The sequence below is a fragment of the Yoonia ponticola genome, assembly GCF_014199395.1.
Taxonomy (GTDB): Bacteria; Pseudomonadota; Alphaproteobacteria; order Rhodobacterales; family Rhodobacteraceae; genus Yoonia; species Yoonia ponticola.
On sequence record NZ_JACIJM010000004.1, the window covers coordinates 366,033 to 379,839 of the forward strand.

Sequence of the window (13,807 nt, forward strand, 5' to 3'; positions counted from 1 at the left end):
AAGGGTGGCGACATCGTTTTGCCACCCTTCGCAAGCGTTTTCGCCTTGCCCCTGCCCTGCGTTGTCGGTTTCATAGCCGCAACAAAAGGCCACTTTTATGAAAATATTTTCCGACAAATCTCGTGCGCCGCATTTGGGAGTGTATCCGTCAGAGCGGTTGCGGCGGGTTTCTGCGATGCCTGCGCTGGACATCGCGCCGCTGGCTCCGTTGAATTTTCACAGGCCCGAAGACCCTGAAAGCATCGTGAACGCGATGGGCGAATTTCAGGCTATGATGGACGCTATTCGCGGGGGGATTGTGAATGGAACGGTTGCGGATATTCCTGATGATCTTGTCGAGCGATCTCATCATCTGAAATCGTTTGGATATTTTTCAGATGCGTCGATGGTCGGAATTGGGCCTTTGGTGGATGCTTGTCTGTTAGATGCGCCGACCTGCAACCCTGACATTGCCCGTTTGGCAGAGGATTTAAAGACGCGGCAGACCAAGACTTTGGCGGCCGGGATCGACTTGATCATGGCCGATCTGAAGGAGTCGATGCAGGCAGATCCGGTCCCGATTACGGCCCACACGACGACGATCACATTCGTGCAAGAATACCACCGCGACCCTGATCCCTATGAGCCAGGCAGTGACTGGATCAAAGACGCGCAGGCCCATCGTGCGTGTTTGCGGGCGACTGAAACTGCGACGGTTATCGCCAATTATATAAGGTTGTTAGGCTGGGATGCACGGGCGCATACGGCGACGACATCTGACGTGGATTTGCGCAAATGCGCGGTGGCAACGGGGCTTGCGACGATCGAAGACGGGGCCTTGGTTGCCCCTTGGGTCGGCACCCGATTTGGGCTGGCTGCGATCACAACGACGATGCCGTTGGCACATGATTTACCGCTTGCCGCGATGGCGGATCAACCGTGGTTTCAGACCCAAGGGCCTGCGTGGTGGACCGGATACGGCACGCAGAAATCCGCGTTCAACCGCGATCCATATGCGCAGCGCCGCTACGCCGAGGGCGCGCATCCGTTTGAAAAACTTAAGCGTGTCGCGACCCCCACGACCTATATCGACGAGCCGAATGTGGCGCGCGTGCCAAAGCGTGCGGATTTGTTTGCGCGGGCGCAATTTGGCGACATGGGCAAGCACACGCAAAACGCGATGAAGGGCGGGATGCATGTGCGCAAAGCGGCCCCAGCGGCGGCGCAACGCCGTGCTTTGGGGGCGTTTACCTTGCTGCAGGACGGGGCCAGCCGTGATGTGTATCGCGTCACAGATGCGCAGCGCAATGCCGCGAATATCAAGGCGGCGTCGTATTTTCTGGGGGCTGACGCGGTAGGGCTTTCGCGCTGTCCGGATTGGACGTGGTATAGCCACGATGCGACCGGCACGCCGATTATTCCTGAACATGATCAAGCGATTAGCATGATTATTGACCAAGGATTTGAGACGATGGATGGGTCGAGCGGCGATGATTGGATCGCCGTTGCGCAGTCAATGCGGGCTTACCTTCGGTTCTCGTTGATCGGCGGCGTGATCGGGCAGCACATCCGTAATCTGGGCTACAAGGCCAAGGCGCATACGGTGATCGACGGTGAGGTCTTGCAGCCGCCGCTTTTGCTGCTTGCGGGGCTGGGCGAAGTGTCGCGGATCGGCGAAGTCATCCTAAACCCATACCTTGGGCCGCGTCTGAAGTCCGGTGCTGTGACCACAGATATGCCGATGGATCACGATCTGCCGATTGATTTTGGCCTGCAAAGTTTCTGCGAAAGTTGTAATAAATGTGCCCGTGAATGCCCCTCTGGCGCGATTACCGCCGGGCCGAAACTAATGTTTAATGGCTACGAGATTTGGAAATCAGACAGCCAGAAATGCGCGACCTACCGGATCACGACGGACGGCGGTGCGATGTGCGGCCGGTGCATGAAAACCTGTCCGTGGAATTTGGAAGGGCTGTTCGCTGAGGCTCCGTTTCGGTGGGCAGCGAGCAACATTCCCAAGGCCGCGCCTGTGCTGGCAAGGCTGGATGATATGGTCGGCAATGGTGGTTTAAATCCGGTTAAAAAATGGTGGTGGGATATTTCGCTGCACGAGGATGGTGGCTATAAACCGACGCCTGATCCGGTGAATACACGCGATTTACAGGTCGATTTGGATCTGAAATACGAAGACCAAACCTTGGCGGTTTACCCTGCCCCGTTGGCCCCGCATCCGTGGCCCTACCCTGATCCGATGGACCGCGAAAAGGGGATCGAAGCGTACCACGCGATGCTGACGGCGGACGCCTATAAGTTGAAATCGGCCAAGGGCGAAACTGATCACATTCACCGCTATGTCGTACCGACCGATGCGCCCGTGATCGCGGTGCGCGTGTCCAAAGTTGAGGTGATGACCGACGATGTGACGATGTATGAATTCGAGGCCTTGGATGGTGCGGACTTGCCTGCGTGGACGGCGGGCGCGCATCTGGATATTGTTGTAGCCCCCGAGATGCTGCGACAATATTCCATGTCCGGAGACCCTTCTGATACGGCAAAATATCAAATTGGCGTATTGCGCGAAGATAATGGCCGTGGTGGTTCGGCCTTGCTGCACCGGATATTTAGTGAAGGGCGGCGGGTGTTTATATCGAAGCCGATCAACCATTTTGCGCTGATTGAGGATGCTGCCAAAACCTACCTGATGGGTGGGGGGATTGGCGTGACGCCGATGATTGCTTTTGCACATCGGTTGCACGCGATTGGTCGCGATTTTGCGCTGCATTATTCGTGCGGATCACGCGGCTCTGCTGGATATTTGGCAGAACTGGCGCGGTTCGCTTGGGCGGATAAGGTGCATTTGCATTTCAGCGATGAAGATACGCGGGCTGATCTGGATGCGATTTTGCAAGCGGCCCCTGCGGGCAGTCACGTTTATACCTGCGGACCTGATCGCTATATGTCGGCGGTGATTGATGCTGCGACGCGGGCGGATTTCCCGGATGACGCGCGGCATTTGGAGTATTTCAACCTGCCGGAACAGCCCGCTTACGAGAACCATCCGTTTACGATAAAACTGAAAGACGGGCGCAGCTTTGCCGTGCCAGTGGATAAATCCGGGACTGATATTTTGCAGGAAAACGGGGTGCCTGTTGATGTGAAATGCAGTGACGGTTTGTGTGGCGTTTGCCAATGCGGGCTGGTGTCTGGTGAGGTTGAACACCGCGATTTCGTACTGTCTGCGAAACAGCGCGAGACACGGGTTATTCTGTGTCAAAGCCGTGCTGCGCAGCCGAACGGCGTGATTGAGATTGACCTTTGAGTGCGGCTAACTGGCTTTTTGGAATGACCCGAGTTCGGCGACCTCGCGACGTTTGAGATAGTGCCGCGCAGGTTCGGAATAGACAGATCCTACGTCAGACGCACCGATAGCAACGCGGATCAATTCTGGGAAAAGCGCGAATAATTCGGTTTGAACCGCGTGTCCGATGGATGAAAGCGCGAATTTACCGGGGTAGAAAGCTTCGGTTAAGCAGCCGTCGGCAAAGACAATCTGATGTTGGTCGAACATGAAGTGGTAGTAGGTCACGTCCTCGACCCGTGATTGCACGCGCGCGACGCTATCGCCAAAAAATTCGGCCAGATGTTTGGCGCGGATCAGCACGCTTTCCCCGTCGACGTCGACCACCATGCCGTGTTGCGGTGAGACAAGCAGTTTGCGGCTGTTATTGAAGGCGTTTTTACGGATAACGACGGGTTTCAGGTCGGGATTTTTCGCGAGTTCAAAGGCGGTCACTTTGCGTGATCCGATCCAGCGCACGGGTTGAAACCCGTGTTCCCACGTGCGGACCAGATCGCCGATGCGCAGGTTTTCGACAGGGATATCGCCCTGTGCCGTCTCAATATGCGCCCCTGCGGTGAAACATGGGATGCCGATGGCGTTCAGTGATGAGGCGGTGTTCACTTCGGACGGGCTGACGCCGCCTAGAGTAATGCTTTCGCCGTTGGGAAAGGTCAGGACCGCATCGCCGCTGCCGTCGCCCACCGTATCTGTGACCACCACATCCCATGCGTTGACAGGCGTGCTGCCGTCGCTGGTCAGGTCGTTGACGTCGAGCTGGTCGCGCGACGTGCCGTCGCCGCTGTCAGTCACGTCAAAGTCTGCGACCGTATCGGCCCCTGACACATCACCGAGCAAATAGGTATCGTCGCCACTGCCCAGCGCGACGTTTTCGATTTCGCTGTAGGTGACCGTATTGGTGCCGTCGGTGATCGTGCCTGTTTCTGCGTCCGCATCCCGCAGATCAACGGTCAGGTTGGCGGTGGTCCCGCTCAGGTCGAGCGTGTCGCCGGTGGTTTCGCCGCCTTCGCCGCCCGCAACGGTATCTGTGCCGAACTCACCGCTGAGCGAGAAGGTATCGTCGCCTGCACCGCCGTAGAGCGTGTCGTCGCCGCTGCCCCCGTCGAGCGTATCATTGCCGGCCCCGCCATCCACGGTATCGTTGCCATCGCCGCTGTTCACTGAATCTTTGCCAGCACCCGCGGAGATGAAATCAGAGTCGTTGCCTAGCAAGCTATCGCCGCCGTCGACCATATTGCCGCCCGGGTCGTCTGTGTAGCCGCTGTCGATAGTGTCGTCGCCAGGGGTGCCGTCAATTTCGCGCAGTGGTGTCAGGTCGGTTGTCGGTGCGCTAACACTTTCGATTTCGGAAAAGTTAACGGTGATCCAGTTGCCGCTGCCATCATACAGTTCGACGCTGCCAGAGACGCTATCCCCGTCGGCGTCGGTGCTATACGCGAGATTGCGCTGCGCCGCCCAGCTGGTCAGCGTCAGGTTATCGTTGTCGACGCCGCCTGTGCCACCATCCACTGTGACGACTGCACCATCGGCGTAATCGCCCGCGATGATATGGAGGTTCTCGCGATCATCGCCACCATAGACCGTGTCATTGCCAGAGGTCAGTTGGATGTAATCGTCCCCTGATCCGCCGTAGACGGTATCGTCGCCTGTGCCCGCATACATGGCATCGGCCCCGTTTCCCGCGTCTAGCAGATCGTTTCCGGCGCCGCCCCACAGATAGTCCCTGCTGTTGCCACCGTCGAGCGTGTCGTCGCCCGCACCGCCGTATAGCCCATCAGAACCGCCTTCGCCGTAAAGGGTGTCATCGCCAGCGTCGCCCTGCAATTGGTCATTGCCGGTGCCCCCTTCGAGTAGGTCGTGACCTTCGCCGCCAGCGAGGTAGTCGTTGCCTGACCCACCGAAGAGACGGTCATCATCATCGCCGCCATAAATCAGATCATCGTCGTCGAGACCATATAGATCGTCCTCGCCGACACCGCCGTAGAGCGTGTCATTGCCCACATTCCCAAAGACAAAGTCTTTGCCAGCGCCACTATAGATGACGTCGTTGCCAGCTCCGCCGTCGATTGCATCGTTATCGCCATCGTATCCGTCAACGATGTCGCCGTCGGCATCAATATATCCGACATCAATGATATCGTCCGCTGCGGTGGCTGCGATAAAGCCGTCGGGTTGCAAATAATTGCCCTCGGCCCTGTCCGCTGAGAGGCCGCTGACTTGATCATCAAGGATGCTATCGATTTTCATGGACGCGATAGGCTTGGCATCAAGCGCGTTTTGAGTCGCACTGCCATCGGTCTCGTCAGGCGCAAGGTATCTGTTTCCGGCTTCGTCCTGTATAATGGTCGCCTGAATAGAGGCTGTTGTCCCGTCAACATAAGTCAGCGTGGCGTTATAGATGACCACACTGTCGAAAACGAAATTTCCACTGCCCTCGATATGGAATCTGTCAGAGGCATCGGAATTGTCTGAATCGTAGGCGGTGGGGTCGCCGTCCCCGTAGCCGGCTGTCCCGGGTGAAAAGCTTTGCACCCATGCATGTAGCGGATTTTCAAACGTGCCGAGAGTTCTGCCCACAAGAATTGACGCATTTTCAGCAATGTCATTTCCCTCAACCGTGTCGAGTTGTTCCGAAACCCGGCTCAGGTAAATTACGTTGAATGTCGTGGCCATGTCGTTAAACTTTCAATGCGTCACAAGCCCTGAACAGGGCGATTTCATCCCGCATTTTTCGTAAAAAAGCCAGACACCTCATATCAAGTTCTTTGATCAAAGCGGCCTCGTTCTGAGCCGTCCTCATGGATAGCACCCAAGTATTACTAAATCGTAAGCGCCCGAAATTGGGCAGCCTTAGACGGTACAAACAAAAAGACCTTCGCCGTTTGCACAGCGAAGGTCTGATAGATGAGCACCTGATGATCTCAGGTGCCCGTTTTGCTTTGGTTAGATGAACGTCAGACCAACCGCGATGATGATACCTGACAGAATCAGGTGAACCACGCAGAAGCCCATGATGTCTTTCGCACGCAGACCAGCGATCCCCAGAATAGGCAGCGCCCAGAATGGTTGCACCATGTTGGTCCATGCATCACCCCATGCAACGGCCATTGTTGTCCGCGCCAGATCGGCACCCAAGGCTTGGGCCGCTGGTAGGATCACAGGCGCTTGCACAGCCCATTGACCGCCACCCGATGGCACGAAGAAATTCACGATACCCGCAGACAGGAACGACCAGAACGGCAGTGACACGTCTGTCGCAAGGCTCACCAAACCGTTCGAGATGCTGACCGCAAGGCCGGACTGCACCATGATCGCCATGATACCCGCGTAGAACGGGAATTGGATCACGATGCCCGCGCCGCCTTTGACCGCTTCGTTGAGCGAGTTCAGCAGGTGACGTGGTGTGCCGTGCAGCAGAATGGCCAATGTCAGGAACAAGAAGTTAATCACGTTCAGCGACAGACCGTTGCCAGCCATGAAGTATTGGATCAACCAAGCCGCACCAGCAGCGCCAATCAGCATGGACAGCACGTAGCTGTTTTCCATTCTTTCGGCGGGTGTTGTGCTTTCGACTTTGGCGTCGTCGTCTTCGGCCAGAAGTGCGGGATCAACGTAGACCGCATCTTCTTCGCGCGGCATCATTGCGCGGTTCACGAATGGCACGACGATGAACAACGCCACAACGATCGCGAGGTTAAAGGTGGAAAAGATGGTTTCGGACGTCGGGATGATCCCCGTGATATCCGTAAACGGGTGGCCTTCGGTTGCGACGGACAGCGGGATCGACCCCGCAAGGCCACCGTGCCAGACGATAAAGCCGGAGTACGCAGAGGCCACCAAAAGGCGGTAATCAACGCGGATTGTGCGGGCCAATTCGCGTGCGAACAGCGCACCAACAACCAGACCGAAGCCCCAGTTTACCCAAGATGCGGCCAGCGAGACAAAGCTGACCCACAAAATCGCGGAACCGGGGCTGTTGGCCATGCCAGCAAGCGCGGACAGACCGCGACGGACCAGCGGCGTAGATGCCATCATATAGCCTGTGACCAGCACCAGCAGCATTTGCATTGAGAAAGACAGCAGGCCCCAGAAACCGTCGCCCCACATGCCGACAACATCCAAAGGCGCAGACCCTTGGGTCAGGACCGCAGCAAGTCCGGCAATCAGCGTCAAAATCAGAACAAAAACAAATGGATCAGGCAAATACCGATCGACAATGCGGACCATCGGCCGCGATAAAAAGTTAAGCATGAAGTTCTCCTCAAACAAATTATGCTAAGTGCGTCCGCGATGTAACAAGTTGGTTACCAAGTTGGAAGATGTTGTGATGCCTGTAACCGACTGTTCTGAACAGGCTTAATCGCCTCGACGCGCAGCACACAGGAAAAAACGGGCACAAAAAACGGGCACCCGAAACCGGATGCCCGCATTGGTCTTTTAGGAAAGCTAAGGCTTATTTGCCTTCGGCCCGTTCGTCTTGCAAGCCACGGAAGATGCAGTAGCACATCCCGAGCAGGATCACGGTGAACAGCAATCCGGTTGAAATCACCATAGATTGCAGCGCCCCAAGCCCGCCGCCCAACAAAAGCGCAATCGCAACAGCGCCTTCAAAGGTACACCAGAACACACGCTGTGCTGCTGGCGCATCGACTTTGCCGCCTGCTGTGATTGTGTCGATCACAAGCGAGCCAGAGTCAGATGACGTGACGAAGAACACGATGACCAGAACGATACCGATGAACGATGTGATCTGCGCCAGTGGCAATTCGCTCAGCATTTGGAACAACTGACGTGGCAGTTCGGCGTTTTGCGCACCAACAAAGTTGTCCATGATCACTTGGTGGATTGCTGTGCCGCCAAAGATCGACATCCACATCACGCAAACCATTGAAGGGATCAACAGAACGCAGATGATGAATTCACGGACAGAACGTCCACGGCTGACACGTGCGATAAACATACCGACGAAAGGTGACCAGCTGATCCACCATGCCCAGTAAAACGCGGTCCAGCCTTGGCTAAAGTTCACGTCTTCGCGGCCAAACGGATTGGCAAGTGCAGGCAGGAATTCGACATAGGCTTTCAAGCTGTCCCAGAAGAACGCAAACAAGAATGCCGTTGGTCCAACGATCAATGTGAACAGCGCCAGAATACCAGCGAGACCCATATTGATTTCTGACAGGATCTTAACCCCACCATCAAGCCCACGCAGCACAGAGATCAGCGCAACCGCAGTGATCAAGGAAATCAGGATGACTTCCGTGGTGCGGCCCATCGGGATGCCGAACAATTCGTTCAGACCCGCGCTGGCTTGTGTGGCCCCCAGACCCAGCGATGTTGCCAGACCAAAGAGTGTTGCGAAAACCGCCATGATGTCGATGACGTGACCCGGCCAACCCCAGATACGGTCGCCAAAGATCGGGTAGAATGCCGAACGGATCGTCAGTGGCAGACCTTTGTTGTAAGTGAACAGCGCAAGCGCCAAGCCCACAATCGCGTAGATCGCCCAAGGGTGCAGACCCCAGTGGTAGATCGTCGCAGCCATACCAAGACGGACAGCAGCCGCTTGGTCGTCCAATGCGCCGCCGAGTGGTGCCCAGTCGGTCCGCACGTCGCCTTCGAGGGCAGTACCGCCCACGGAAGATGAGAAATGCGAGAGCGGTTCGGACACGCCGTAGAACATCAGACCGATGCCCATACCCGCAGCGAACAGCATCGAGAACCAGCCAACATAGGTGTAATCAGGCTTTGCCGTAGACCCGCCCAAACGGATTTTACCGAAAGGCGATACGATCAGGAACAATGCAAAGATCACGACAATATCGGCAGCACCGATCAAGAACCAGTCAAAGTTCTTGGTGACAAAGTTGAACATGCCTTGGAACAACGCTCCGGCCTGCTCGGGCAGCGCCAATGTAAAGAACACAAACGCCACAATAGCGATGCCAGAAATGCCGAAGACAGGGTTGTGAATATCAAACCCAAAAGGCCCGACGGACCCGTCTACGTTATCCTGACCAATCTCGTAATCAGTCTCAATGATATCCGAGGTGCCTTGCGGCGCCGGAATACCTTGATTGGTGTTATCGTCAGACAATTTTATTTGCCTCCTTCTCGAAGTTTTAGAGTGGGTGCAGCGGTGTTGCACGGTGCCGCACCAAGACAACAGACACGCCGGATCGGTGCGTTAGATCGCACCGTCAGACGTAAGCAGCATGTCGGTCATGCGCGGGACATGGACAGCCGTAACGATATGATCGTTGGGGTTGCTGATGATCGCGTTCATCGGTGTCCCTTTCTTTTTGCGGTTCACCACAACGCCCGTGGGCCTTGTGGTTGGCAATCTGCAATCGGATTGAATGGGTGCGTATAGGGTCTTCACGCAGAAGTGTCGACAGTTAGCCCGAATTTGATTTCGTGGCAGGCCATGCTTCAAGTGGATAAATGGCGGATTTTATTCTGGAAATGCCAGTATTTGGGAATCTGCGGCCAAACGCTGCCGTTCCCATGCCGTCAGGAACGCCATGATTTCAGGTGAGTCGGTCAGGCGCGCTGGTCGGCGTGATCGACGTTGATATGGATGTCTTCAGGTTCGCCACTGTAGCGCGTAAAGCGCAGGCGGTTGTGTGGTGCGACGGGACAAGCCGTGCGTTTGCCGTCAGGCGATTTCGCCTTTTGCCACGGCGTCTTGCACGGTTTTGATCTCGTCAGCCGTCAGATTATAGTCACGCGCTGCTGCTTGCGCTGAGATATAGCCACGGGCGAGGTCGCGCAGCACGAGGTCTTTGGGACGGTCAGACGCGGCACCGTAGCCCGCGCCGCCGGGGAAAGCCATCAGCACTTTGCGCCCGTGCGGCACGAATTGTTTACCTTTGCCATTCATGGTGGTGCCGTCATCCTGCGCGATTGTCGTCTTGGCCCCTGCCATGCCGCCACGCCGTCCACGTGCAGGATGATCAACGCGGTCGAGCATCGCTTGAAAGTCGAATTCGTGACCGTCCATCGCGCCGACTTCCATGTATTGCCCCAGACCGCCGCGTGTCTTGCCTGCGCCGCCGCTGTCGGGTCGCAATTCTTTGCGCCAGATGATAACGGGGCCTGCGTGTTCGGTCGCTTCAATCGGCATGGTCATCACGCCGGATGGAAAGGCCGTCGCGTTTAACCCGTCAAAGGCGGGCCGTGCGCCGGAGCCGCCGGAGTTAAACGTCAGCACTTCGGAGCGTCGTGCATTTGCGGGCGCGGGCGCATCGGTGCGCGGGCGCAAGGACACTTGGAAGTTGCACAGGCACCCTGCCCCTTCGGCGGGCACCAGTCCGGGTACGATTTTATCGAAGGCGGCGTAGACCGTATCAGGGACAAAATGGCCGACGATGTGCCGCAAAGCGACTGGCGCGGGATGCACTGCGTTCACGATAGTATCGACGGGGGCCACAATTTCGAACGGTGCTAAGGACGCGGCATTGTTGGGGATTTCAGGCGCGATGGCGACCTTGAGCGCGTAGCAAGCGTAGGCTTTGGCGTAGACCAGCGGGCAGTTGATGCCTTTTTTATCGAGGCCGGACGAGCCGGTGAAGTCTGACACGATCCGGTCTTCATGCACTGTTACTTTGACTTTAAGCGTGATCGGCGTGTCGAACCCGTCGACCGTCATGTCGCCATCCGCAGACATGCGCGGTAAGGCCGCGATTGCTTCAATCGTGGCGCGGCGAGAGTTTTCAAGGATGAAATCCGCGATCCCGTCCAGATCGTCGAGCGCAAATTCGGTCATCATCTCAACCAGACGGCGGTGGCCGATTTCGTTGCAAGTGGCAAGCGCGTAGACGTCGCCGATCAACTGATCCGGCTCGCGCACATTGCCGCGCATGATGCGGACCAGCGTTTCGTCAACCGTGCCTTTATGGGCGAATTTCATGATCGGGATGTAGAGCCCTTCTTCATACACGCTTTGCGCATCGGCCCCGAGGCCGCGCCCGCCGATATCCACGACATGCGCCGTGCAGGCAAAGAAACCGACCAATGCGCCTTGGTGGAACGACGGTGTGACCATGGTGATGTCATGCAGGTGTCCGGTGCCTTCCCATGGGTCGTTGGTGATATAGACGTCGCCGTCACAAATGTTCTCGCGCCCGATGCGGCGGATAAAATGAGCGACGGCATCGGCCATTGCGTTGACGTGGCCGGGGGTGCCTGTGACGGCTTGGGCCAGCATGTTGCCGTGGGTGTCGTAGACGCCTGCGGACAGATCGCCCGCCTCACGGACCGATGTAGAGAATGCGGTGCGCACCAAAGCTTGGGCCTGTTCTTCGACGACCGAAATCAAGCGGTTCCACATGACTTGATAGGCGACTTTAGAGTGTTCTTGTGCCATGCTGATCCCCTACCCTTTGACCACAACGTCGATGCAACCGTCGGGCTGACAGATCGCGTAGCGACTTGCGGGAATGATGATTGTTGTCTCGTCTTCGGTGACGGCGGCGGGGCCTTGCGCCCGTTGTCCGGTTTGCATGGTTGCGCGGTCGATCACATCTGCGTCCAGATATTTACCCGATGCGGCGTCGAACACGGACCGCTGGCCTTGGCTGGTCGCGGTGCCATCGCCCGTAGTCGCCGCGATCCGCGCCACAGTTTCTGGCGGCGTTGTCGCGTTCACCGACCAGACGGTGATTTCGATATCCATGCCGACCACGGTGCGGCCAAATAGTTTCGCGTAGTCTTCTTCAAAACGTGCTGTGAAGGTGGCGGCATCCGGGGTCATGGCTTGGTCTTGCGTCAACTCAATCGGGATTTCCCAACCTTGGCCAGCGTAGCGCATGTAGGCTTTGAATTCGGACAGGATGTCAGAGGTCGCGTCGCAGGTCCGCACAAAGCCTGTCGCCTCGGTCTGAAGATCGGTCAGCAGATCGCGGATGACCTGCGGGTCAAAATCGCTGAGTTTCATGTAGACAGAGCGGTTCGCTTCGAAGCTATAAGGCGCGCGCAGGAACCCGATTGCGGACCCGACGCCCGCCCCCGGTGGGACGATCAGGCGGGCGACACCCAGCTTTTCACAAAGACGTCCCGCGTGCAGTGGGGCTGCACCACCAAAGGCAATCATGGTGTATTCAGACAGGTCCTCGCCGTTTTCGACAGCGTGTACGCGGGCCGCGTTGGCCATGTTTTCATCCACAACTTCGGCGACGCCAAAGGCTGCTTCGACCGCGTCCATGTCCAGCGTTTTGCCTACGTGCGCTACCAGTGCGGCCTTGGAGTGGCCTGCGTGCAGTTTGATTGACCCGCCTGCGAAATTATCCGCATCCAGCTTGCCCAAAACAAGGTCCGCATCCGTGACCGCAGGACGGTCGCCGCCGCGCCCGTAACACGCCGGACCCGGCTCTGATCCCGCACTTTCCGGACCGACGCGGATTTGCTTCATACTATCGACATGCGCAAGCGACCCGCCGCCCGCGCCGATTTCCACCATGTCGATCACAGGAATAGAGATCGGCATGCCCGACCCCTTTTTAAAGCGATAGGTGCGGGCGACCTCGAACACGCGACTGGTTTTTGGGGTCTGGTTTTTGATCAAGCAAATCTTAGCCGTGGTGCCGCCCATATCGAAACTTAGCACCTTGTCGATGCCGTAGCGCGCCGCGATATGTGCTGCAAAAACAGCGCCACCCGCAGGACCGGATTCGACGAGCCGGACGGGGAAATCAGCGGCATTCTGGATCGAGATAATGCCGCCGCCCGAATGCATCAGGAAGACGCGGCAGGTGACGCCTTCGGCTTTGAGCCGCTCTTCGAGACGTCCTAAGTAGGACGCCATTAAGGGTTTGATATAGGCGTTTGCAACGACCGTGTTAAAGCGTTCGTATTCGCGCATCTGTGGCGAAACTTCGGACGAAATCGACACGGCGACGTCGGGCAAGCGTTCCGCGAGCACATCGCGGATCATCTGTTCGTGGGCCGGATTCAGGTAGGAATGGATAAGACCAACAGCGACGCTGTCAAAGCCCGCTATGGCGATTTGATCGGCGACGGCTTCGACTTCGGTGCGGTCCAGCGGGATCATCACCTCGCCTTTGGCATTCACGCGCTCGGTGACGGTGAACCGGAATTGACGCGGCAAAAGCGGCTCTGGCAGTGTCAGGTTCAGGTCGTATTGTTCGAACCTGCTTTCGGTCCGCATTTCAATCACATCGCGAAAACCTTGGGTCGTGATTAGCGCGGTTTTGGCCCCGCGCCGCTCTATCAGTGCGTTGGTGGCCAGTGTCGTGCCGTGGATGATCTGGCCGATTTGATCGGGGGTGACGCCTGCCTTTTCGCAGACCTGATGCATACCGTCGATGATGGCGTTTTCCGGCGCGGTGTAGGTCGTCAGGACCTTGGTCGAGAAAACGACGCCGTCTTTTTCAAGCACAACATCCGTGAACGTCCCGCCAATGTCCGCGCCAAGCCGGATCGAAGACCGTTTCATCGCCGAGCATCCTT

Annotated in this window: 6 protein-coding genes; 1 reads left to right on the top strand and 5 read right to left on the bottom strand. The window is 57.1% G+C overall.

Going from position 1 to position 13,807, the window contains the following annotated elements:
- Positions 1-97: 97 nt before the first annotated feature.
- Complete coding sequence (locus FHS72_RS09155; protein WP_183528277.1) at positions 98-3,298, top strand: 2Fe-2S iron-sulfur cluster-binding protein; 3,201 nt, start codon at positions 98-100, stop codon at positions 3,296-3,298.
- Between the two features lie 6 nt (positions 3,299-3,304).
- Here the strand turns inward: FHS72_RS09155 and FHS72_RS09160 are convergent, their stop codons facing one another.
- The 5 genes from FHS72_RS09160 to FHS72_RS09180 form a co-directional block, all read right to left on the bottom strand.
- Entirely contained in the window at positions 3,305-6,010 is a 2,706-nt protein-coding gene (locus tag FHS72_RS09160) for a Hint domain-containing protein (protein WP_183528279.1), read from the bottom strand.
- A gap of 270 nt (positions 6,011-6,280) precedes the next feature.
- On the bottom strand, positions 6,281-7,588 hold the full coding sequence (locus FHS72_RS09165) for a short-chain fatty acid transporter (RefSeq protein ID WP_183528281.1): 1,308 nt from the start codon (positions 7,586-7,588) through the stop codon (positions 6,281-6,283).
- A gap of 202 nt (positions 7,589-7,790) precedes the next feature.
- Complete coding sequence (locus FHS72_RS09170) at positions 7,791-9,434, bottom strand: BCCT family transporter (RefSeq protein ID WP_183528283.1); 1,644 nt, start codon at positions 9,432-9,434, stop codon at positions 7,791-7,793.
- Positions 9,435-9,995: 561 nt separating this feature from the next.
- Positions 9,996-11,705: a hydantoinase B/oxoprolinase family protein gene (locus FHS72_RS09175; RefSeq protein ID WP_183528285.1), complete on the bottom strand. Its 1,710-nt coding sequence runs from the start codon at positions 11,703-11,705 to the stop codon at positions 9,996-9,998.
- Positions 11,706-11,714: 9 nt separating this feature from the next.
- On the bottom strand, positions 11,715-13,793 hold the full coding sequence (locus FHS72_RS09180; protein WP_183528287.1) for a hydantoinase/oxoprolinase family protein: 2,079 nt from the start codon (positions 13,791-13,793) through the stop codon (positions 11,715-11,717).
- Between the last annotated feature and the right edge of the window lie 14 nt (positions 13,794-13,807).